Origin of the sequence: Sphingomonas sp. 179-A 2A2 NHS (assembly GCF_045371305.1) — a bacterium.
In the GTDB taxonomy this organism is placed as follows: Bacteria; Pseudomonadota; Alphaproteobacteria; order Sphingomonadales; family Sphingomonadaceae; genus Sphingomonas.
This window is the reverse complement of sequence record NZ_JBIQDE010000006.1, coordinates 80,992-104,747: the sequence shown is the minus strand read 5'-3', so window position 1 is coordinate 104,747 and position 23,756 is coordinate 80,992. Positions and strand designations below refer to the sequence as shown.

14 protein-coding genes and 1 tRNA gene are annotated in these 23,756 nt (G+C 66.4%); 7 read left to right on the top strand and 8 right to left on the bottom strand.

Features of this window, described 5'->3' with window-relative positions:
• Positions 1-33: 33 nt before the first annotated feature.
• Together ACH0AE_RS14265 and ACH0AE_RS14260 are read right to left on the bottom strand one after the other, a co-directional pair.
• Positions 34-4,671, bottom strand: a complete 4,638-nt coding sequence (locus tag ACH0AE_RS14265) for an NAD-glutamate dehydrogenase domain-containing protein (protein WP_294441889.1) — start codon at positions 4,669-4,671, stop codon at positions 34-36.
• A gap of 66 nt (positions 4,672-4,737) precedes the next feature.
• Positions 4,738-5,577: a hypothetical protein gene (locus ACH0AE_RS14260; protein ID WP_406875825.1), complete on the bottom strand. Its 840-nt coding sequence runs from the start codon at positions 5,575-5,577 to the stop codon at positions 4,738-4,740.
• A gap of 144 nt (positions 5,578-5,721) precedes the next feature.
• Between ACH0AE_RS14260 and ACH0AE_RS14255 the strand changes: the two genes are divergently transcribed.
• Positions 5,722-5,797 (top strand) — tRNA-Thr (locus ACH0AE_RS14255).
• Positions 5,798-6,021: 224 nt separating this feature from the next.
• Here ACH0AE_RS14255 and ACH0AE_RS14250 read toward each other — a convergent pair.
• Together ACH0AE_RS14250 and ACH0AE_RS14245 are read right to left on the bottom strand one after the other, a co-directional pair.
• Positions 6,022-9,021 (bottom strand): glycosyl hydrolase family 28-related protein, encoded by a 3,000-nt coding sequence (locus ACH0AE_RS14250; RefSeq protein WP_294441888.1) that lies wholly within the window; start codon positions 9,019-9,021, stop codon positions 6,022-6,024.
• 56 nt (positions 9,022-9,077) lie between these two features.
• Entirely contained in the window at positions 9,078-9,305 is a 228-nt protein-coding gene (locus tag ACH0AE_RS14245; RefSeq protein WP_294441934.1) for a response regulator transcription factor, read from the bottom strand.
• 301 nt (positions 9,306-9,606) lie between these two features.
• Between ACH0AE_RS14245 and ACH0AE_RS14240 the strand changes: the two genes are divergently transcribed.
• The 5 genes from ACH0AE_RS14240 to ACH0AE_RS14220 all read left to right on the top strand — a co-directional run bounded on the left by ACH0AE_RS14240 (position 9,607) and on the right by ACH0AE_RS14220 (position 17,758).
• The gene (locus tag ACH0AE_RS14240) at positions 9,607-10,959 is read left to right on the top strand and encodes a GntP family permease (protein WP_406875824.1); all 1,353 of its coding nucleotides are present in this window, start codon (positions 9,607-9,609) and stop codon (positions 10,957-10,959) included.
• Positions 10,960-10,998: 39 nt separating this feature from the next.
• A complete protein-coding gene (locus tag ACH0AE_RS14235; RefSeq protein ID WP_294441886.1) occupies positions 10,999-11,676 on the top strand; it encodes a FadR/GntR family transcriptional regulator in 678 nt (225 codons plus the stop codon).
• A gap of 254 nt (positions 11,677-11,930) precedes the next feature.
• Positions 11,931-14,981, top strand: a complete 3,051-nt coding sequence (locus ACH0AE_RS14230) for a TonB-dependent receptor plug domain-containing protein (RefSeq protein WP_406875823.1) — start codon at positions 11,931-11,933, stop codon at positions 14,979-14,981.
• 519 nt (positions 14,982-15,500) lie between these two features.
• On the top strand, positions 15,501-16,742 hold the full coding sequence (locus ACH0AE_RS14225; protein ID WP_294441885.1) for a diguanylate cyclase: 1,242 nt from the start codon (positions 15,501-15,503) through the stop codon (positions 16,740-16,742).
• A gap of 86 nt (positions 16,743-16,828) precedes the next feature.
• Complete coding sequence (locus tag ACH0AE_RS14220) at positions 16,829-17,758, top strand: hypothetical protein (RefSeq protein WP_294441884.1); 930 nt, start codon at positions 16,829-16,831, stop codon at positions 17,756-17,758.
• A 28-nt stretch (positions 17,759-17,786) separates the two neighbouring features.
• Here the strand turns inward: ACH0AE_RS14220 and ACH0AE_RS14215 are convergent, their stop codons facing one another.
• Positions 17,787-18,677: a hypothetical protein gene (locus ACH0AE_RS14215; protein ID WP_294441883.1), complete on the bottom strand. Its 891-nt coding sequence runs from the start codon at positions 18,675-18,677 to the stop codon at positions 17,787-17,789.
• A 247-nt stretch (positions 18,678-18,924) separates the two neighbouring features.
• Between ACH0AE_RS14215 and ACH0AE_RS14210 the strand changes: the two genes are divergently transcribed.
• Positions 18,925-20,961: a M3 family metallopeptidase gene (locus ACH0AE_RS14210; RefSeq protein ID WP_294441882.1), complete on the top strand. Its 2,037-nt coding sequence runs from the start codon at positions 18,925-18,927 to the stop codon at positions 20,959-20,961.
• Between the two features lie 42 nt (positions 20,962-21,003).
• On the opposite strand, the gene ACH0AE_RS14205 is transcribed toward ACH0AE_RS14210, so the two are convergent.
• From ACH0AE_RS14205 to ACH0AE_RS14195, 3 genes are read right to left on the bottom strand one after another with little or no spacing between them, the layout of a single operon-like run.
• Positions 21,004-21,117: a DUF2474 family protein gene (locus tag ACH0AE_RS14205; RefSeq protein WP_294441881.1), complete on the bottom strand. Its 114-nt coding sequence runs from the start codon at positions 21,115-21,117 to the stop codon at positions 21,004-21,006.
• Positions 21,117-22,124: a cytochrome d ubiquinol oxidase subunit II gene (gene cydB, locus ACH0AE_RS14200; protein ID WP_294441880.1), complete on the bottom strand. Its 1,008-nt coding sequence runs from the start codon at positions 22,122-22,124 to the stop codon at positions 21,117-21,119. Before cydB ends, ACH0AE_RS14205 begins: the two co-directional genes overlap by 1 nt.
• Positions 22,125-22,127: 3 nt before the next feature.
• On the bottom strand, positions 22,128-23,600 hold the full coding sequence (locus ACH0AE_RS14195) for a cytochrome ubiquinol oxidase subunit I (RefSeq protein WP_294441879.1): 1,473 nt from the start codon (positions 23,598-23,600) through the stop codon (positions 22,128-22,130).
• Positions 23,601-23,756 lie beyond the last annotated feature (156 nt).

The following is a 23,756-nucleotide window of genomic DNA, read 5'->3' as shown; positions in this document are numbered from 1 at the left end:
GCCGGGGCATCCCTTGATCGCCGACGCCGGGCCTTAGCGGCCGAGCAGCATCCGCGCCTGGCTGGCAAGCTGGGCCAGCATCGCGGCGGTCGGCGCGGCGGACTGGCGGGCGCGGCCGACAACGGCGGTGAACTGCGCCACGCGCGCGGCATTGTCGCCAAGCCACGCGTCCACGGCCGCATCGGGATCGCGCGCCCCTTCGCGGGCGAGGAAATCGAGCCGCATCTGCTCGAAATCGCGCACCAGCCCGGCGATCAGCAGCCGCTCCCACGGATCGGACGGGGCGAGGCGCGCTGCGGCTGCCTGTGCCCAGTCGAGCCCGAGCGCTTCGCCGAGCCGGGTGTAGGCGCGGGTGAGATGAGTCTCGTCGCTCTTCAGCCGGGCGCTGAGATCGACCAGGCCGATCGCGCCGTCGATCTCGTGGAGGCGGACCACGCGCGCGACCAACGATTCGGGCGCGCCGGCGCGGGTGAGGCGGGTGGCCATCCGGGCGCTGGCATCGCGCGCTTCCTGCAGCAGCAAGTCGCTGGCCTGCGTCTCGAGCTTGCCGACCCCCTTGCCGAGCCGTTCGAGCACCGCGCTCGGCATCGTGCCGGAGGGAACGACGCGCAGCAGATCCGACACCTGCGAGCGGACGGCACGCGCGACGCCTTCGAACAGCGCGAGGCGGCCCTCCTCCGACATGGCGGTGGTCTCGATGTCGCGCCACAAGGCGTCGAGGCGGAACATTTTTTCCGCGACCACGAACATCGCCGCGACGTCGCCAAGCGCGGCGCCTTCCTCCTCCGCCAGTTCGAACGGATCGAGCAGGCCGGTGCGGTTGACGATGCGGTTGGCGAGCTTCGTCGCGACGATCTCGCTACGCAGCTGATGGTGCTCGATCGCACCGGCGTAGCCTTCACGCATCGCCGGCGGGAAGGCGGCGAGCAGATCGGGCTCAAGCAGCGGATCGGCGCCGAGGCCGGCCTGCTCGATCGCATCCTGCAGCGCGAGCTTCGCGGTGGAGAGCAGCACGGCGAGCTCCGGCCGGGTAAGGCCACGCCCTTCGCCGGCGCGCCGCAGCAAATCCTCGTTCGAGGCAAGCCCCTCGACCTGGCGATCGAGCCGACCGGTCGCCTCGAAGATCTCGATCGCCCGCACATAGCTCGGCACGCCGCGGGCGCCGGCTCGCTCCGCGATGGACAGCGCCAGCGTCTGGAGGCGGTTATCCTCCAGCACCAGATGCGCGACATCGTCCGTCATCGCGCCGAGCAGCGCATTGCGATCGTCGAACGCCAGCCGGCCTTCGGCCATTTCGCGGTTGAGCGCGATCTTGATGTTCACTTCATTGTCCGAACAATCGACGCCGGCCGAATTGTCGATGAAGTCCGTATTGATGCGTCCACCCTTGGCAGCGAAGGCGATGCGGCCGGCCTGCGTGACGCCGAGGTTGGCGCCTTCCCCGATCGCGATGGCGCGCACGTCCTCGCCATTGACGCGCAGGCGATCGTTGGCGGGATCGCCGACGGCAGCGTTGTTCTCGCTCGCGGCCTTCACATAGGTGCCGATGCCGCCGAACCAGACGAGATCGACCGGCGCCCTCAGGATCGCGGAAATGAGAGCGGTCGGCTCCATCTCGTCGAGCGTGATGCCGAGCGCGGCCTTTACCTCGGGCGTCAGGCGGATCGTCTTGGCGCTGCGCGGGAAGACGCCGCCGCCGGCCGAGATCAGCGCCTTGTCATAATCGTCCCAGCTCGACCGCGGGAGGCTGAACAGCCGTGCGCGCTCCGTCCAGCTCGCCGCGGGATCGGGATCGGGATCGAGGAAGATGTGCCGGTGATCGAAGGCGGCGACGATCTTCAGCGTCTTCGAAAGAAGCATGCCGTTGCCGAACACGTCGCCCGACATGTCGCCGCAACCGACGACGCGGATCACGTCCTGCTGCACGTCGATGCCGCGTTCGGCGAAGTGGCGCTGCACCGAGATCCAGGCGCCGCGCGCCGTGATGCCCATCGCCTTGTGATCATAGCCCTGGCTGCCGCCGCTGGCGAAGGCATCACCCAGCCAGAAGCCGCGTTCGAGCGCGATCGCATTGGCGACGTCACTGAACGTAGCGGTGCCCTTGTCCGCAGCGACGACGAAATAGGGATCCTCGCCGTCGTGGACGCGCACGCCCTCGGGATGGACGACCGTGCCGGCAACGATGTTGTCGGTGATCGACAAGAGCGTGCGGATGAAGATGCGGTAGCTTTCCGTCCCTTCCGCGAACCAGGCCTCGCGATCCGTGGCGGGATTGGGCAGCTGCTTGGGGTAGAAGCCGCCCTTCGCGCCGGTCGGCACGATGACCGCGTTCTTCACCCGCTGCGCCTTCATCAGGCCGAGGATCTCGGTGCGGAAGTCGTCGCGCCGGTCAGACCAGCGCAGGCCGCCGCGCGCGACCGGGCCGGCGCGCAGGTGGATGCCCTCGACGCGCGGGCTGTACACCCACACCTCGCGCCATGGCAGCGGGGCGGGAAGGCCGGGGATGCGGCTGGAATCGAGCTTGAACGCCAGCGCTTCCTGGCCGGCGGGGGCGAAGGCATTGGTGCGCAAGGTAGCGTTGATGACGGCCTTGAAGGCGCGCAGGATCCGATCGTCATCGATTGCGACGATCGCATCGAGCCCGGCGGCGATGGCGGCATCGACCGCATCGGTATCGCCGCTGGCCTTGGGATCATGCGCAAAGGTGAAGCGATCGATCAGTGCCTTGGCGAGCATCGGTGCGCGGCTCAGCGCATCGACCACGGTGCCAAGGCCGTATGAAAGCCCCGCCTGGCGCAGGTAGCGGAACCAGGCGCGATAGAGGAGCACGGCGGCCGGCGCGAGGCCGGCGGTGATCATCAGCCGGTTGAAGGCGTCATTCTCCGCCTCGCCGCGCAGCACGGCGGCGATCGCGCCTTCGAGCACGTGGCGATCGATCTGCGACACATCGCCCTGCGGCTGGACGATGAAATCGTGGACGAAAGCGTCACTGTCCTCGCGCAGGCGGGTGGGCAGTTCGCCGATCACGCGGTAGCCGAAATTCTCCAGCACCGGCACCGCTTCGGACAGCGCAAGCGCGCCGTTCGACTTGTAGATCTTGAGCCGCTGATCATCGCCCTCCGCGGGCGGATAGAGGTGGACCGCGCGATCCTCCGGCCCGGAGAGGTCGGCGATGCGCAGCACGTCTTCGGCCGCTTCCTCGGCGGTGCTGACGTTGCGGTAATTGGGCGGGAAGGCCGCGGCCCAGCGCAGCGCGAGGCGGGCGGCGCGGGCCGGCGCGATGCGATCGGCCAGTGCCGCCTCTACGTCGCGTTCCCAGCCGCGCACCATCTTTTCCAGCCGCGCGTCGAGCGCCGCGGTATCGGGCATGACCCCCGACTGGCGAAGATCGATCGTGAAGCGGATCATCGCGACGGTGCCGTCTTCGAGCGCGATCGACCAGTTGAGGACGCCGCCGTTCGCCGCCTCGGCCAGCATCTCGCCGATCGCCACGCGGCGCGCGGTGGTGAGATCGTCGCGCGGGAGCCAGACGAAGGCGAAGAGGTGCCGCCCGAGCGCCGAGCGCAGCAGGACGAGCTTGGGCCGCGGGCGATCGGCAAGGCTCATCGCGGTGAGCGCGAGCGTTTCCACCGATGCGGCATCGACCGCGGTGACGAGGTCGTGCGGCAGCGCGGCCATCGCATGGGTCAGCGCCTTGCCGGTGTGGCCGGCCGGGTCGAAGCCGAACTTGGCCTCCATGTCGGCCAGCCGCTGGCGCAGCACGGGGACGCTGCGCGGCGGGGCGTTCAACGCGGCGGAGGTCCACAGGCCCGCATGGATCGACAGGCCGGCGATCGTGCTGCCCTGCCGGATCGGCACCACGACGAGATCGATCGGCACGCGGCGATGGACCGGCGAGATCAGGCTCGACTTGAGGAGCAGCGGCGCAGCCTTGCCGGCGGCGAAATAATTGATCGCGAGGTGGCGTGAGCGGTCGGCCAACAGCGGCGGCTCGTGCGCGTTGCGGGCGATGCCGAGCTGCTCGCCGACGATCCGGCCGGTCTCGCCGCCGGCATCCGCCATCCAGCGTTCGTGGCCGAGCAGGGTGAAGTGCCGGTCGAGGAACCAGCGCATCAGCGAGGCGCCTTCCGGGTCCCCGCCGGTATCCTCGATCATGCCGGCGTCCGCGGCCAGCGTCGCCTGCATGCGCCGCCAGTCCTCGACGGCGACGCGAACGTCGGCGAGGCACGAGGCGAGATCGTCAAGCAGGTCGCGCCGGTCACGCGCATCGGCGCGCTCGGTTTCGATGTAGATCATCGATTCGCGCACGCCAGCGTCGCCGACACCTTGCAGCACGCCATCGGCATCGCGGGTGACGGGCAACACGGGATGGATGATCCGATCGATCGCAATGTCGTGCGCGCCGATCACCCCTGCGATCGAATCGACGAGGAAGGGCATGTCGTCGTTGACGATCGCCAGCCGCATGCGCCGCGACGGGCCGTCACCCGGCAGCGGATCGAGCGCAATGGCGACGGTGCCGGCAGCACGCCGCTCCGCCGCCGCGGCCAGGAAGGCAGCGGCTTCAGCCTGCTCCGCAGGGCCGAAGCCGTCCAGTTCGCCCGGCAGAGCCCCTTTGGTGAGCCGGTCGGCAAGCGCCTTGGTCAGCGCCGTCATCGATGCTTTCGACATGGCGGCAGGCTATGCGCCGCCCCGCCGCCGGGCTCAAGCCTTGTAACGAATGTAACGACTGGTGTGTCAGCCGATACGGGCAGCGGCCCGATCGATCAGGGCAGGATCATCGGTAACGGCACCGAGCACGTCGAAGCGGCCATTCTCGCCGGCCCGGGCGACGAGCACCACGATGTCCCCCGGCGCTGCCGCGACGTCGAGCGACAGGGTGGCGAGCGGCGCGCGGTCGTCGCCCTCCGCGTCGGTGGCGAACGACGTTTCGTCCTCACCGCCGAACGCGGCGCTGGGGCCATCGGCCCAGACCGCAGCTGGCGGCTCGATCTTCGGCGCGCTGCGCACGGCGGCGGCAAGTTCCTCGGCGAGCTGCGCCTGCTCCGCCTCGCCCACGATCTCCTTCCAGTTGATGACGCCGTAGATGAAGTCGATCGTCGCACCGTCGGACGAGAAGGGCAGCAGGATGCCGCGGTACATGGTGTTGTGGCCGCGGGTGCCGACGAATTCCGCCTCGAAGCCGATCGGCGCGCGATTGGCGATGATCTGGTGGCAATGATCCGTCAGCCGCGACAGGAGCGAGCGGGCCGGCACTTCGGAGATATGCGAGATGGCGTGGTCGAGCGCGCATTCCTCGCGCAGTGCCTCGCCAAGGAAGCTGATCGCGGGATCCTCGGCATTGCCGGTGAAATCGAGCAGCACGCTGTGCGGGCCGAAATCGGCGATCCGCGCCGGATCGAGCGCCTCGATCGGCGGGAACGCGCGCCCGCCCAGCAGCGACACCCAATGGTTATAGGCGCGCACGTGCATGCGCCGCTCGTCCGCGCCGACCGGCACCGTCGCCTCTCCGACGCCGCCCTCGGTCGGATCACTCTCGCGTTCGCCATGCGCTCGATCGAAGCCGCGGATATCCATGCGTACTGCCCCTTGGACGATTGTGTCCCACGCCTAATGTGGGCCTTATGTGGTAAAGGCGACGTAAAGGCACAGCGGGCTTGCGTCGAGCGCAACCCCCTGCTAGGCGCCGCGCCTCGACGAGCCCTTCCGGGGCACGCACGGGCCGCTTTAGCTCAGCTGGTAGAGCATCGCATTCGTAATGCGGGGGTCACAGGTTCGAGTCCTGTAAGCGGCACCACTCCCCGATCGAGATCAGGCGTAGCGCGATGCGCGGAGCCCTCGCTCTGCGGGTGAGGTCTTCGAGGCTGGTCTTCAAGCCGGCGAGAACAATCTCATCGTTGAGCCGGTGCCGAAGACCATCTGCCGCACGCAGGTGCGGCGCTTCTCACCTTTTTGGCTATGTGACGGTCGTGTAGCATCTGTCCACGCGATGGATCGTCTCGACAGAGACGCACGGTCGGCTCAGATCGCGACCGAGTAAAGCGCGTGGTGGGCCAGGATGAAAAGGGTGCGCCCCCCGGGGCCGCCGATCAACAATTGTAATGGCCGCTCGGGCACGTCGATGCGGCGCACTTCGCGACCATTTTTGTCGTAGACCCAAACCTGCCCGTTCGCGACGTAAAGGTTGCCGGCGGGATCACGCGCCACGCTCTCGCCGCCGCGCGGGGCGACGACGCGCAGGTCGGTGAGTGCGCCACTTGCCGCCACCTTGCCGCTGTAGGTCAGGTTCTCCGACGCGTTGGTCAGGTACACGCGCTCGCCCGGGCGGGCTGTGACCAGCCCGTAACTGTCGAGCGTGTCTGACCAGCGCCAGCCCTGATGGTCGTCCGGCCCCTGGTTCCAGACGCGGAACGCCGGAATGGCGGTCGATCCGTCGGGCGAAACATAGGCCTCGCGCTTTGCCTCGCCCATCTTGCTGGTGAAGAAGTGGGAGAGGGGCGGGTATTCGTAGGTCGTCTGATCGATGCGATCGGCAAACTCGCCGTTCGCCCAGACGTTGACAGGAAGCGCGATCGCGCTGCCAGGGCGTGGACCGGTGGCGGGGATAGTGCGAATATCATCGGGCGCCTTCGGGTCGACACTATAGACCGTGCCATCACGACCGGCGGCGGAGAGCACCAGCAGGCGGCCCGATCGGTCCACCGTCAGGTTTACCGGATCGAGCGTCGCCTGGCTGACGGTGGTGAGCCCTTCCGATGGCGACCAGCCGTGAATCCGCTGATGAAACCGGTCGATGAAGTAGAGCTTGCCTTGTGCGTCGACCGCACCCCCCGCGACTGAGTAGAACCCGTCGGCGAGCTTCGTCACGCCCGGTGTGTCCGGCACTTCGGGCAGAGCCGCGGGCCGCGATGTAGCCGGCGGCACATCCAGCTTCGCAAACTCGCGCTCGCGCACCTCCTGCCCAGTGGTCACGTCCGTTATGGCGTTCTCAAACGGGTATTTGCTTGCCCGCACGAAGGTGCCGCAGCCTTTCGCGTCGCAGTGCGCATAGGCGCTTTCGGCGTTCACATGGACGTTGCGGAAGCGGATCTCGCCCGAATTCACCAGCCGCACGGCCGTGTCCATCGGCTTGGCGGTGCGGGTGACGCGGTAGCCGTGATAGTTGGCGAAGAGGATGTTGCGGCTGTTGTGGAATTCGGTGGACACCGCATACAGGCCGTCGCGCACCTCCTGCTCGGTCTGCGGCGCGAGAAACTCCCAATTCTCGACGTTGCGCAGCACGATCTCGTTCTTGAAATGGTGCTCGGCTGACAATTCGTAGACATGGCCGGGCGTCTTGGTGTCGGTGACGTAGAAGCCGGTGGAGGCGAGGCCGTTTGGCGTCCAGATCGCGTTGAACGTGCCGCCGCCGCCGTCTGTTACCCAGATGCTCGCCTGCTGCCCATCCCAGCGCGCCGCGGGGTCGATTCCGCCACCGCTCGCCTTGCCGTTGTTGTAGACGACGGGGCCGTGAATCCGCACGTCGTTGATCATCGAGCGTTCGCCTGCGCGCCAGATGACGTTCGACGCGCGCGGATTGACCCCGCCGGCGTAGAGCCCGACGCCGTAGAGAACCGCGGCCCCGCCTTTGCCGCTCTCGATCATCGCCTTGGCATTGCCCACGCCCGCGAAGCGCGGCGCATTGTCGGGCAGGTAGATCTGGGTGCGGTTGGGGTGGAGCGAGATCAGCACGCTGTCGGGCCTGAGCCTCAGCGTGTCCGTGATCCGATACCGACCCATCGGCAAATAGACGACGCGGTTGGCGTCGATCGCGCGCTGCAACGCGGCGGTGTCATCCGTCTGGTCATCGCCTTTCGCGCCGAGCGCCCGCACGTTCGCCCACTCGCTGACTGGCGGCAGCAGCGGAAGCGCCGCTGCGGGACGAAGAGGTGCATCACCAAGCGGGGCCATGGTGATGTCGGTGGCGGTGGTGCCCATCGCGCCAAGTGCGGCGAGCTTCAGCCCGTGCGAGAAATCGCTTACGCGCCACGCTCTGCCTTGCCCGGGGATCGTGCGGCCGCTTTCGCGGAATTGCGCAAACACCGGCGTGTTCACACCCACCGCGTTGTCGAACCCGATCTGCGTGAAGACGCTAGTCTCGCTTGAGATGATCACGCCGGCACGGCTGACGTTCTCGAAACGAACGTTCTTGCCCCACAGCGAGTCCGAATAGCCGCGATCGATCTCGATCCCGACGGGGGTGTCGCGGATAGCGACGTTGACCAGCGTCAGGAGGACCTCATGCTCGCGGATCGCCGCCTCTCGCTGACCGGAGAATTCGGAGTCGATCAGCGTAAACTGCCACGCGGGTGAGGTCTTCTCGGTGACGATGCCGTAGCGCCCGCCGAAGAAGCGCAGATTGTCGGCCTCGTTGCCTGCCTGGTAGATGCCGGCGAAGCCCGAATCGATGTGGAAATCGATGTGGCGCAGATAGCCGTGCTGCGCGACGCGGGAGCGCACGGCTACCGCCCCGCCATTCCCAGCCCCGATACGAAAGTCGACGTTCGCCAGCGCTGAGTAGAAAGTGGTGGAGGTCGCGTCGAATACGGAGTCGTTCGGAGGCACGCTGGTGGGCGGGGCCACGGGCGGCTTGCCCGCGCTATACTGGTCCTCACCGGTGAAGCTGAGCATGGCACCGATGCCACGGGCGAACCCCGGCGTATTGTCACCGAGCATGATGACCGGGCGGGTCGGGCCGACCCCGAACATCCGCACGCCCGACCGCAAGAAGATCGTGCGCGAGATGCGATAGCGCCCCGACGGCAGGAACACGATGCCCCCGCCGCCACGCTGTCGGTCGGCGGCGACCGCGTCGATCGCCTGCTGGATAGCGGCGCTATCGTCAGCCCGTCCGTCGCCCACACCTTTGACGGTGACCGCTCGTGGATCGTCAGGAGCGGAGAGAAAGACCGACGTCGACTGCGCACGGGCAGGAGCGGGCGCCACCAGCAGCGCAAGGGTCAGCAGGACGAACGCCTTCATGGGATACTCCGCGACGGAGATGTCGACGCGCTCGTCAAAGCGACGCGCGGTCAAGGTCAGGCGACAGGCAGCGCCAGTGTTTGCGCGGCAATCGCCACCTGCGTGCGATTGCGCACGTTCAGCTTTCGCATCAGCGCTGTCATGTGCGACTTCACCGTCGCTTCAGCGATACCGAGATCATAGGCGATCTGCTTGTTCAGTCGTCCCGAATGAACACCGCGCAGGACCTTGATCTGCGTCGGCGTTAGCCGGACCGCCGTTCGGCTGTCGCACGCCGTCGACATGTTTGCTTCAGACGGATCCACCGTCACCTGAGCAGACGTCACCATCGCATCCCTCCCTTGGCTTTAGCCATCGGCGCTCCGCCACCTCATTTGGGCGAGCGGCCCATCATTGTTCTGGTTTTCCAGAATCGGTTGGACAGATCGCACTATGTCTGAGTAATACTGACGGGCGCAAGCGGTTTATTCACAGATCGTTCGAAATCTGTCGGACTACTTGCTCGTACTTGGGAGGGGTCAGGATGGTGCGCACGAAGGCGGCAGCCTCGGAACTTGCGGCGGGCAATCTTTTCGGCAGCCACGCATGACCGGCGCCAGTGACCTGCAACTGGTCGCCGCGGCGCTCACCGGAATTGCGCTTGCGATCCTGCTGATCGTTCGCGCGCGGCTTCATCCATTCATCGGCCTCCTCTGCGGAGCCTTTGCCGTAGGCCTGCTCGCGGGACTTCCGCTGGCCGATACTGCGAAGGCGGTACAGAAGGGCGTCGGTGACATCATCGGGGGCACCGGCCTGGTAGTGTCGCTTGGCTTGTCGCTCGGCGCGATGTTGCACCTGTCGGGCGCCGCCGCATCGCTCGCGAACGGTGCATTGCGGCTGACCGGTCCACGTGCCGCGCCCTGGGCGACCCTCGGCATCGCGATCGTCATCGGCCTGCCCCTGTTCTTCGAGACGGGGCTGGTGCTGTTGCTCCCCATCGTTGTCGCTGCTGCGAAGGAGATGACAAGCGGCGACGATCCTGCGACGCGCGATGCTGCCAAGCTGCGGCTGATCATGCCAGCGCTCGCCGGGCTGGGCGTCGTCCATGCACTTGTGCCGCCGCATCCCGGCCCGTTGCTCGCGGTGGAGACGCTGGGCGCGAACCTCGGGCTTACGATGCTCTACGGCGTGATGATCGCGGTTCCGATCGCGGTGCTTGCCGGCCCGGTGCTGGCACGCATCGTGACGCCGGGCATCAGGCTGATCGAGCCGGTGCTGAGCGACCCCGTGATTGACCTTGTCACGCCGTCGCGCGGACGTGCACTTTTCATCGTGCTGCTGCCGATCGTGCTGATCGCGTCGGGCGAACTCGGCAAGCTGGTGCCAGGCCTTGGCGATTCAGCGTTCCTCGCTGCCGCGGCCAATCCGGTGCTGGCGCTGCTGATCGCCAATCTGATCGCCTTGCCGCTGCTGTTCGGACGCCGGCTGAGCGAGGCGAAGATCCAGGATTCGATCTGGCATGAGACGATGGGGGCTGCGGGCGCTATCCTGCTGGCGATCGGCGCTGGCGGCGCGCTGAAGCAGGTGCTGGTGAGTGCTGGCTTGTCCGACCTGCTGGCGCGCATAGTAATGATGTACGCCATCTCCCCGCTGTTGCTCGGCTGGCTCGTCGCGGTCGGCATCCGTCTTGCGGCTGGATCGGCAACGGTCGCGACGATCACTGCAGTCGGCATCATGCCCGGGGTGGTCGCCGCTTCCGGCGCGTCGCCCGAACTGGTGGTGCTGGCGATCGGTGCCGGATCGGTGTTCTTCAGCCACGTCAATGATCCCGGCTTCTGGCTGGTCAAAGGGTATATGGGCACCAGCACCGCCGACACCTTCCGCACCTGGTCCTTGCTGGAGACGGTGATTTCGGTCGCCGGACTCGTCATGGTGGTGGGGCTCAGCTACCTCGTCTGAGGTGTCGACGCGTACAGGCAACGATGAGGGCAAGCGTCCGTGCAAGAAGGTAGACTGGCGGACCGCGCCTACACGGCGATCGTCGGCATCATCAACAACGAGAACCTGACGCCCGGCGACCGCCTGCCGTCGGAAGCGCGCCTGGCGGAGATGTTCGGCATGTCGCGCACCATTGTGCGAGAGGCACTCGTACGGCTGGCCGCTGATGGCATCACCGAAGCGCGGCGCGGCGCCGGTTCCTATGTCAAGCGGCGGCCGTCGGAGCGCCTCGGCACGCACGTGCCGCTGGAAGGCCTGGCTGCGACGCTCGGCACCTATGAGGTGCGCTTCGTCGTGGAGGCGGAGGGGGCGCGGCTCGCCGCGCATCGCCGCTCGCAGCGGGATCTGGAGCAGATCGAGCAACGATTGGCGCAACTGCGGGTCGCGCTCCTGTCCAGCGCGCCCGCGCATGACGAGGACTGGCTGCTCCACCGCTCGATCCTGGAGGCGACGGGTAATCTCGCGTTCGTCGCGATCTTCGATCAGCTGCAGGAGGAAGTCATGCGCATCCTGCGGGCGGGCGTGGACATCTCGCGCGCGCGTCCGCCGCAGGTGATCGAGGCGATGATGGACGAGCATGATGCGATCGTCGACGCGATCCGCGCCCAGGACGGCGATGGGGCAGCGCTCGCCATGCGCTGGCACCTGTCGCAAGGGCGCAAGCGGCTGATGCCCTAGGCGGCAGCGCCAGTAAGTCTCCACCCTCCTCGAGTGATATGCAGGACCGCGACCGGCCGGCCGCGCGGGAAGGTCAGCGCACGCTCTACATTCCTGTCCATCACGCCTTGTCTTTGGCTCGTCTGTGAACCAGCGCGCCGGCCCTGCGACTATGGTCGTAGATGTTTGCTCCAAACCGATCCGGTACATTGATCTGAGCGGTCCGGCCTGTGTGGGTCAGGTACCGAACAGCAAATGAACATGGGGAGGGATGGATGCACTGCTTCACGCCTGATCGCCGCCGATTGTGCGGTGCTTCCAGCCTGGTCGCGTTGACCGCCGCGCTCGTCGCAATGCCCGCCGTGGCTCAGACAACGCCAAACGCCCCCACCGGGGCAGAGACGCCGGCGAATGCTCCCACCGCCGCGCAGACAACGCCGAATCTCCTCACCGCTGCGCCGCAGGAAATGCCGAGCGCCGCGCTGCCCGATGCCTCCCGGGAGCGGCCGCAAGACACATCCGACATCATCGTCACTGGCAGCCGCATTATCGCGGACGGCTTCAACGCGCCGACGCCGACCACCGTTATCGGCGAGGAGCAGATCGCCAACAACGCGCAGCCGAACATCTTCAACACCATCCAGCAGCTCCCCTCGCTGCAGGGTTCGACGGGGGCCTCGACCGGCACGTTCAGCACGTCCAGCGGCACGCAGGGCCTCAGCTCCTTCTCGTTGCGGGGCCTTCAGCCGATCCGCACGCTTACCCTGCTCGATGGCCAGCGCGTGGTCGGCGCCAATGTGACCGGCGTGCCGGACATCAGCATGTTCCCGCAGCTGCTCGTGAAACGCGTCGATATCGTCAACGGCGGTGCATCCGCCTCCTACGGCTCGGACGCGGTCGGCGGCGTGGTCAATTTCATCACCGACACGCGGTTCGAGGGCTTCAGGGCAAATGTGCTTGGCAGCATCACCACCTACGGTGACGACGAGACGGCGCTGGTCCAGGCGGCCTATGGCACGTCGCTGCTGGAGGACCGCCTGCACCTGATCGTCAGCGGCGAATACGACCATGAGGGCGGGGTCGGCCCGGGCAATTACGGCATCGACCTTGCCGGCAGTCGCGACTGGCACCGCGCGTCCACCCTGCTCAACACCGGCATCACCACCGGACCCGGGCCGCAGTTCGTCTATTCCGACTTCGCTCAGCCGTACCAGTACGCCAAGTACGGCCTCATCAACAACGGCCCGCTGCAAGGCATCGCTTTTGATGCGAACGGCACGCCCGTGAACTTCAACTACGGATCGGGCGGGCAGCCGCTCGGCAACGGTCGCGTGTCGAACTGCTTCCCGGGCAATTCCTTCTGCGTGGGCGGTGACCTGTCGGGTGCGCCGGGATCGAGCGCATCGCTCAAGTCCAAGCTCGAACGCATCAACGGCTATGCCCGGATCGGCTATGACTTCGCTCCGAACAACGAGATCTACGGCACGGTCAACATTGCGCAGGTCCGGACCAGCAATCAGCCGAGCCCGGGGTACAACCGGCCGAACCTCACGGTTCAATGCGCGAACCCGTTCCTGCCGCAGCTGATCCGCGATCGCTGCGCCGCGGCCAACATCACCTCCTTCAACTTCGGATCGAGCAACGGCCAGCTTCCGAACCAGCTCGTCCAGACGGACCGTGACCAGTATCGTTTCGTAGTTGGTGCAAGGGGCCGTTTCGGCCTCGGTGGATCAGACTGGAATTACGACGCTTATTATCAGCACGGCACCACCAAGGTTGCAATCGACGTCGATCGCATCGTGCTCCAGCCGCGCTACGTGGCCGCCACCAACGCAGTGGTACTGAACGGCGCGATCGTCTGCGCAGATCCGGCGGCGCGGGCGCTCGGATGCCAGCCGATCAATATTTTCGGCAACTTCACCCCCAGCCAGGCGGCGTTGGACTACATTATGCCGCAGGCCGGGCCCCTGCAGCGCACGACTTTGAAGCAGGATGTCGTGAGCCTCAACTTTTCCGGCCAGCCAGTCAGCCTTTGGGCCGGTCCAGTGTCCGTCGCGTTCGGTGGTGAGTACCGCCGGGAGTATTACCGGGTGCGGGGTGATGCCTACGGCGCCGGGGTCAGCCCCGTCAGCCCTAACAACGCCCTCTATCCGGCCGATCCGCTGCTGAATTCTGCGCAGGGCAGCAACTGGGCAGCCGGCAACTACAAGAACGGCCGCGGCAAATATGACGTCATTGAAGGCTTCCTCGAAGTCGACCTGCCGCTATGGGACAGCGACGCGGCGGGGCGCGCGAACCTGAACGGCGCCGCCCGGGTCACCGACTACAGCACGTCCGGCACAGTGTGGGCGTGGAAGATCGGCGGTACGTGGAACTCGCCGATCGATGGGCTGACGCTCCGCGCCGTCACGTCACGCGACGTCCGCGCGCCGAACCTGTCGGAACTTTTCGCCGCCCCAACGGTGACCACGCTGCCAAGCTTCAACGATCCGTTCCGCAACATCGCCGTGCAGGTGTTCCAGAACACCGTCGGCAATACCGACCTGCGTCCGGAAACCGCGCGCGATACCGAGCTTGGCATCGTCTATGCGCGGCCTTCGTGGTTGCCCGGGCTCAGCCTGTCGGTGGACTATTACCAGATCAAGCTCAGCGGGGTCGTATCCACGCTGACGCCCGACCAGATCGTCCGCTTCTGCTTCGAGGGGAACCAGGCGTTTTGCGGAGGCTTCCAGCTCGACGGGCCGCAGGGCACCAATTTCGTCAACGTCCAGCCGTTCAACCTGGCGTCCTGGAAAACGAGCGGCTTCAATCTGGAGGCGAGCTACCAGTGGAAGGAGCCGCTCGGCCTGCCGGGCTCCTTCACCGTCCGGGCGCTGGGTACACACGTGCGCAAATTCATTGTCGATGCGGGAATCGCCGGCGTCGCGCGGCGAGACGATGCCGGCGCCAACACCGGCGCGATACCCCACTGGAAGTGGCTTGCCACGCAGACTTATGACACCGGCCGCCTGACGCTGACGGTGCAGGAGCGTTGGTTCTCTGACGGCGTGTTCAACAACAGCTACGTCGTCTGTCAGACGAACTGCCCCGTTTCGACCGGGAACAACAACACGGTAAACTTCAACAAGATGAAGGGCGAATTCTACCTGGATCTGGGCGCCGCTTTCAAGATCACGGAGGGGATCAGTATCTACGGAAAGGTCGACAACGTGTTCGACAACGATCCGACACCCTCGCCGCAGACCAACACCGGTCTCGACGTCAACCCGGCGCTGTATGACACCCTTGGTCGTATCTATCGGGCAGGTGTTCGCTTCAACTTTTGACGTTTCCTCCGGGGCACTTGGGCAGGTCGAGCACCGCGTCGACCTGCCCATTCTTCATCAGGGCGATATAGGCCGCGGTTTGGCAGATGGGGCGCTCTGATCGTCTGCTTGTGCCCGCACTGAGCGATCTGGAGGTGACCCGTGAGGCGCCGACCCTCTGCTGGTCGCCAATAGCAGTTTCATGTCGCGTGGGTTCGATCACGCGACCCACCCGTCCATTCCGCACCAGCGTCAAGGGGCCAACTAGGCGCCAGGCGGCGCGTATACGTGTGATGCCCGCTGCTCCCGAGTGAGGGCGGCGTTAACCCGCTGAAACCGCTAAAGAAGAGCAATAACGTCCTGGTTGCTTCACCGGAGTTGTGGGGAGAGCCAATTTAGGCAGTGTTTTAATACAAACCGGCCGTTAAGATTCGCCGGCCTAACAACCTTGCAGGAACTGCGCCCCGGGGGGGTGCAAGCGCGGCGGACGGAAACATGCAAGCACGATCGGGTGCCGGGGGTGAACTGCCCCGGTGGTCATTGACACGTTGGCTGGTCGAGCCCGGCAAGGACATCCCCGATGGTATGCGCCGCACGCTGCTGCACAGCCTGTATTCGACGTTGCCGATCTTTGCCGGCGGGGTGCTCAACACCATCGCGGTGTCCGCAGTGGTCGCAGCCCGGATGCAGACGTTCGAGGCTTATCTGTGGCTTGCGCTGGAACTGCTGCTCGGTGCGGTTCGCCTGCCGGTGCTGCTGCTGGGGCGCCGCGCCGTCGCGGAAGGGCGGCGCGGGCCGACCGATCTCTACATCCTGCTGGCGGTGCTGTGGGCGGCGAGCGTTGGATATGGCACCTTCATGTGCGTGGCGAGCGGCGACTGGGTGGCCGCTTCCCTGGCGTGCCTGTCGGCCGCAGCGATGGTAGGCGGGATCTGTTTCCGCAATTTCGGGGCGCCGCGGCTAGTTGGCCTGATGATCGGGCTGAGCCTGGGACCGTGCGCCGTCGCGGCGGGCCTGTCGGGCGAGCCGATCCTGCTGCTCGTGATGTTCCAGATCCCCTTCTACCTCATCAGCATGAGTTCGGCGGCGTTCCACCTCAACCAGCAGCTGGTGCGCACGATGCGGGCAGAAATGGCGAACGATCATCAGGCGCGGCATGATCCGCTGACGGGGCTCCTCAACCGTGCCGGCCTTGCCCGCTGGGCGGAGGAGCAGCCGGGACGCAGCGGCGCCGGACTGGCCGTGTTCTACGTCGATCTCGACTGGTTCAAGAGCATCAACGACACGCTGGGACACCGGGCCGGGGATGACGTGCTGATCGGCGTCGCCGAGCGCCTGCGCGGCGTAGCACCGGCGGATGCGCAGGCGGCGCGGCTGGGCGGCGACGAGTTCGTGCTGGTGGTGCCGGATGCCAGTCCGGAACTGGCCGCTGCGTTGAAGGAGGGGATCCGCGCCGCGATCACGCGGGAACTGACGGTCGCGGGGCAGACGGTGCGCGTCGGCGGCAGCATCGGGATAGCGCTTTCACGCGACGGCGGCCGGGACCTGACCGAGCTGCTGGACGTCGCCGACCTGGATCTGCGGCGCGCAAAATCTCAGCGCGGGCTGAGTGGCAAGCGCGGCGGCCCGGGCGCGGGAGTGGAGCCGCTGCCACGCCCGATGCTGGTGATCGATCGCGACACTCGTCGCGGCGACGAGGCGGAAGACGGGTTGGCTGGCTGCGAGACGACCGCAGCGCCCCGCGGATCGCAGGATGATCGCGCGAGACGCCAGAACGGATAGCGCGAGATCGCCGCAGATGCTGGCGATCACGACACAAGCCCCCTAGACGGACCCTCGCTACGGGGATCGATGGGAGGTCAGCAACAATGTGGCGGACAATCTTGGCGGTGAGTGGGGCGGTAATCGCCGCCGCGCCAGCGATCGCGCAGAGCATTCCGGCGGGTACCTATTCCATTCCGGAATCGGGCTATTCGATCGTGATCCAGCCGCAGGGTGATGATCTGCGCGTCGACGAGGCGGGCCAGGAACGCGTATATGTGAAGGCGGGGTCTGGCACGTACGAATATCAAAGCCCGATCACCGGCTCGACCTATCAGCTGGTCTATCGCGATCGCGCATCGGTCTCCGCGATCAAGAAGGGCAGCGGCGATGAACCGACACTGCTTGTTCGCCGCGGCGGCGCGGCGCCAATCGTGCCCCTCGGCGCAGCGAAGCCGATGGCAACCATCGATCCGAACGTGGCGCTGGGGGGCGAAGCGGATACGGTGGACGCGGGCGCGCCTGCCGCTCCGGCGAACCCGGCCGTCAGCCCGCATTTGAAGGTGGCGGAGCGCTATCAGGCGCTGACGCTGAGCGACAAGAAGGACACCCAGACCTGGGCGTTCTGCAGCGCCGCCGCGCTCAAGAGGAGCATGGCGGCGAAGGAGGAGGCAGACGCTTACGGCCGGGAGGCGGCGGAACGGCTGGCGCTGATCTCGACCGATCCGGCGCGCAACCCCTGCCCAGATGCAATTCCCGACGCGCTGTGGCCGGGTGCCACCGACCCTGAGGCGGAGGCGCTGAGCCAGGCGAATGCGGCGCAGCTTGCGACGGCCGCGCAGCAATCGCTCGAGATCGCGGCGATGCGCGAGAAGCAGGCCGCCGATCAGCGGGCGTACGAACAGGCGCAGGCCGCGCATCAGGAAGCGCTGGCAAAGGCGCGCCGGGACCAGGAGATCTTCGCCCAGCAACGCGCGGCCTATGAAGCGGCGCTGGCCGAGCACGAGCGCCTGACGAAGGGTGGCCAGCGCCGCTGAGACGCGCCACGTGCGACCGGCGCGGGCATCACGCCAGCGCGAGCTCCTTTCGTGCCGCCGCGCCGGTCAGGTCATGGTTTGACATGCTGTCGGCGATAAAGCGGTCGAGGCTCGCCAGCAGGCGGGGGCTTAGGCCGATCGTGCGGCGGGACGGATCGACCGTGACGAGGCCTTGTTCGCTGGCCGTGCCGAGGAGCTGGCGCACGTGGGTTCGCGAGACGCCGAAGCGCGTGCCCAGCGTGGAGAGTGACAGCGGCACCTCCGTCGTCCCGCGCTCGAGACTGTCCTGCACGAGCGAGACCAGCACGAAGACGCCTGCATCACGGGCCAGGAACAGCATCATGTCCGGGTTGCGCAGGAGCACCGCGGCGGACTGCGGGAAGAAATCGGTCGCCACCCGGCGCTGTACCTGCTGGAAGCGCAAGTCACCCGACAGTGGCAATGCGAAATCGTCGGGCCCGAACATCTCGGCGAGCGGCGCATAATGCGCCATCAGCCATTGGCAATCGTGATCGATCATTCGGGCGGTCGGGACAAGTAACCGCGCCCGTCGATCGATCGGGGACACCCGACTTTCCAGGAATCCGGTCTGCACCAGCCGCGCCGTCACCTGCTCGATCCGGCGTGGGCTGGCGAGGCCGAACATCGCCAAAGCCTTCTTTAGATTGGCGACGGTCGGCCAGGTCCCGCGATCTTCTTCGCGATAGGCAGCATCGAGGCAGATCGCGACCGAGAAGATGACGATCCGAACGGCTTCCATCAGCAGCTTGTTGAGGAAGGCATCCTCTCCATACAATGTCATGACGCGGTCGACATAGGTAGCGCGAGCCTGCGGAAAGCGCGGATGGCGCAGGATCGCTTCCGCAGGCCTGTATTTAACGCCAAACTGCTGATCGTAAGCCGTGTCGTCGCCGCTCATCTGCACCACATATCTAGTTTCTGCCGACCGCCATGCGGTGAGCGCGCGCGATCATCAAGAAATTACACGTAAAAACTTCCAGCGCACTGGCCGGTGATTGGCGCTACGGGGGCGTCTTCCGGGGGGAGGGTGATCGCGGATGCCGGGGGCTGCTGGGGGCAGCAACCGCCCGCGATCATTCCCGGATCATCTCGGCCGGGGGCCAAACGGCGCAACCGGTCCAAGAGAATCAGGGGGGAATGCCATCATGTCCATCGTGCGATTGCGCGCGCTTGCGTTGCTGCTCGCCGGCAGCGCCGCGCCGATCCTGGCGCAGGCACCAGCTGCCAGCGTAGCGTCCGCAAGCGCCGTCAGCGCCGACGCGGCGATTGGCCCGCTGCTCCTGGCGCCGGCAAGCCCGGCCGAGGTTAAGGCGCAGTGCGACCGCCGGCTCAGCGCGATGGCGGCATTGCGTGCGCGGCTCGAGGGCATGCCGCTGGACAGCGAGCCAATCGCGCTACTGCGCGCCTATGACGACCTGTACCTGGTCGGCATGACCGCGGGCAATACCGATGCGATGATCCTGATGAACGTCCATCCGGATGCCGCCATCCGGCAAGCGGGACAGGACTGTGTCCAGCGATCCGGCGCGGCCATGGTGGACATCAGCATGTCTCGCCCGATCTACGAGCGGCTGCAGCAAGTGGAGAAGCGGGGCGTGCCCGCAGAACTGCAGCCGATGCTGGCGCGCCAGCTCGCCAATTATCGCCGCGCCGGGGTGGACAAGGACGAGGCGACGCGCGCCGAGGTAACGAAACTCCAGAACCGGATCATCGCCGACTCCGCGACTTTCGAGAAGAATATCGCGGAGGATAATCGCACCGTGACCGCCCGGCCGGAGGAACTCGACGGCCTTCCCGCGGCTTGGCTTGCGGCGCACCCCGTCGGCGCGGATGGGATGGTGCGGATCGGGATGACCTATCCCGAGGTGTTCCCGCTGCTGAGCAACGCGCGCAGCGCCGAACTGCGTAAGCGAGTGATGACGGCCTTCCAGACCCGCGCTTATCCCGCCAACGCGGCTGTTCTGGGCCGGGTGGTCGAAAATCGCGCGAAACTGGCAACGCTGCTTGGCTATCCAAGCTTTGCCGCACTTGACCTGTCGTCGCGCATGGCGGGGAGTCCGGCGCGGGTAGAGCGCTTCATGGCGGACATCGACGCGGTCGCGCGCCCGGTCGCCGAGGCCGAGATCGCGCGAATGCTTGCGCGGCTGCAACGTGACGACCCCGGCCTCAAGCAGCTCGATGCGTCGAGCGTCAACTACGCGCGCCAGCTGGTGAAGCAGGAGGATTACGCCGTCGATCCAGCGGAGATCCGCCCCTACTTTGCTTTTGACAAGGTGCAGGCCGGCATCTTCGCGCTGACCAGCGACCTGTTCGGCGTCGACATCCGCCCTTGGAAGACGGCGACGTGGCATGCCGACGTCGAGGCGTTCGAGATGGTGCAGGACGGCAAGGTGATCGGCCGCTTCTTCCTCGACATGCATCCGCGGCCGGGCAAGTACACTCACGCGGCGCTGGGCTTTGCCCGCTTCGGCGTCGCTGATCGGCAGCTGCCCGTCGCGGTGCTGATGACCCCGTTCACCAAGGGACAGATGGAACATCAGGAGGTCGTCACTTTCCTCCACGAGTTCGGTCATCTCATTCACTGGATCTTTTCCGGTGCGCAGCGTTTCGCCGCGCAAAACGCAGTCGAGCTTGAAGGCGACGTGGTCGAGGCGCCGTCCGCCCTGCTCGAGGAATGGGTGCGGGATTACGAGACGCTTCGCCGCTTCGCCACCAATGACAAGGGCGAGCCGATCCCGGCGACGCTGGTCGCGAACATGAACGCCGGCCGGCGCTTCGGAGAGGGCGCCACCTGGACCCGCCAGCTCGGCTATTCAAATGCGGCGCTGGAGCTCTATTCGGGTGGGCAGCAGGGGGGCGACCTGTCGCGGGTCTTCACGACGGCCTACGACCGCTATGGGCCTGTGCCCAACCCGCCGGGGACGCATGAATATGCGTCGTTCGGCCACGTCATCGGCTATGGCGCGTCCTATTACACCTATGTCTGGTCAAAGGCGCTGGCGAGCGACCTGTTCGGCGAGTTCCGTCGCAACGGGCTCCGCGACCGGGCGACGGCGCTGCGTTACCGGGAGCGTGTGCTGGCGCCGGGCGGCAGTGCATCGATGAACGTCCTGGCGCGCGATTTCCTCGGCCGCGACTGGTCGGTGGATGCGTTCCGACGGGAGCTGCAGGGCACCGAATGACGGGTGATCGGCGCGTGGGCTGATGCGCCAAGGGCTTGAGCTTCAGGGCTTCAGCCACAGGCGGATCACCATGGCGACCGCGCCGACGGCGGCGACGCTGGCGGCCCAGATCAGGGCCATCCAGCCGAGCCGCCGCCAGAGCGGCGCCTCCTGCATCAATGATATCCTTCCGTCCCCACCTTGCCGCGGAATACCCAATAGGCCCAGGCGGTGTAGGCGAGGATGATCGGCACCAGTACGCCTGCCCCGATCAGCATGAAGACCTGGCTGCGCTCCGGCGCCGCGGCGTCCCAGATGGTGAGCGCTTCCGGCACCACATAGGGATACATGCTGATCCCGAGCCCGATATAGCTCATCAGGAAAAGCGCGAGCGCCAGGAAGAAGGGCCGCACCTCTCGCCGCTTCTTCAGCGAGCGGTGAAAGGCAAAGGCGACAATCGCGCTCAGCAGCGGCACCTGCGATGTCACGTAAATGGCCGGCGTGCCGAGCCACTTCTCGCGGTAATCCGCATCGAGCCCCAGCGTCGACAGGCTGACGAGGACGATCGCGACCAGCGTCGCGCCGAAGGCGAGCCCGGCGAGGCGGCAGGCATGCGCCTGGGTGCGCCCATCCGTCTTCCAGATCAGCCATGTGGCGCCGAGCAACGCATAGCCGCAGACGACGCTGATGCCGGTGACGAGACTGAACGGGCTGAGCCAGTCGAGCCACTCGCCGGCATAGGCGCGGTTCGACACCGTCACCCCCTGCAGCAATGCGCCGAGGATCACGCCCTGCGAGAAGGCCGCCACGAACGATCCGGCGGTGAAGGCGAAATCCCACCCCGCGCGATGCGCCGGATCGCGCCAGCGTGCCTCGAACGCGACGCCGCGGAAGACGAGCCCCAGCAACATCGCGATGATCGGCGGGTAAAGCGCCGTCATCACCACGCCATAGGCAAGCGGGAAGGCCGCGAAGAGGCCGCCGCCGCCAAGCACCAGCCACGTTTCGTTGCCGTCCCACACCGGAGCGATCGCGTTCATCGCCTGATCGCGTTCCTCGCCCACGGAGAAGGTCGGGAACAGGATGCCGATGCCCAGATCGAACCCGTCCATCACCACATAGGCGAAGACGGCGAAGGCGATGATGAACGCCCAGACGATCGTCAGGTCGACGTTGACGCCCATCGCTCAGGCCCCCGCCAGCTGGGTCGGACCCGGGGTGATCCCCGCCGTGCGGATCGGGCCGGATGCCTCGGTGGGCCGGGGCTCGTGAACCTCGACGCCCTTGTTCATCAGGCGCAGGATGTACCAGGTGCCGAAACCGAACACCGCGAAATAGACGATGATGAAGGCGATCAGCGATGACGCCACCGCGGGCGCCGCGAGCGGGGACACGCTTTGGGCCGTCGTGAGCAGGCCGTAGATGGTATAGGGCTGCCGCCCCACCTCGGTCGTCACCCAGCCGGCGATGACCGCGACGAAGCCGGACGGCCCCATGATCACTGCCGCCCGGTGAAGCAATGGCCAGTCGTACAGGCGGCGGCGCCACCGCGCGTATAGGCTCCACAGGCCGAGCCCGAGCATCCCGACGCCGATCGTCACCATGATGCGGAATGCCCAGAAGACGACGCCGACGGGCGGCTGCCGATCGAGCGGCACCGTATCGAGCCCCGCAAGCGGTGCATCGGGATCATGCTTCAGGATCAGCGACGAGCCCCTGGGTATCTCGACAGCATAGTCGACCCGCTGCTCGGCCGAGTTGGGAATGCCGAAGAGGATCAGGGGCGCGCCATCAGGGTAGCTTTTGAAGTGGCCTTCCATCGCCATCACCTTGGCGGGCTGGTGTTGGAGTGTGTTGAGGCCGTGCATGTCGCCGGCGATGATCTGGATCGGCGCGACGATCGTCGCCATCCACATCGCCATCGACAGCATCTTGCGCGCGGCCGCTTCCGACCGCGGCGACACGGCGATCAATTCCGAGGGATCGGTGCGCACATGCAGCGCGATCAGCCGGCCGCCGCGTTGCTTGAGCAATTGCCACGCGCCGACGCCGCCGACCACGAAGGCGGTGGTGAGATAGGCGGCGAGCGTGGTGTGAAACAGGCGATAGGGGAAGCTGGGATTGAAGATGATCGTGAACCAGTCGGGCCCGGGCACGAACTGCCCGACCGCATTCATCTCGTAGCCCACCGGGGTCTGCATCCAGCTGTTCACGCTGAGGATCCAGATCGCGGAGATCAGCGTACCCAGCGCCACCATCAGCGTGGCGAAGAAATGCAGCGTGCGGCCGACCTTCTGCATCCCGAACAGCATGACGCCGAGGAACCCTGCCTCGAGAAAGAAGGCGGTAAGCACCTCATAGGCCATCAGCGGCCCGATGACGGGGCCGGCCTTGTCCGAGAAGACCGCCCAATTGGTGCCGAACTGATAGGACATCACGATGCCGGAGACGACACCCATCGCAAAGGCGATGGCGAAGATCTTCACCCAGAAGCGGAACAGATCGAGGTACACCTCCCGCCTGGTCCGCAACCACAATCCTTCCAGCACCGCCAAGTAACTCGCGAGGCCGATGGAGAAGGCAGGGAAGATAAAGTGAAAGCTGACAGTGAAGGCAAACTGGATCCGCGCGAGCATGACGGCATCAAGCGAGTCGAACATCGACCTTTACCCCTCGCACGTTAAAGAAGCCCGTTTAGCGGACCGATCCACGATCTGGATTTATCACGGCGGCAGGGGCTGTGCTTCGGGGAAAGTACCTAGCGCTGCCGGCGAAGGTGTGCCGCGGCGCCCGGTCAATGCCGTAGCGGGGAATTG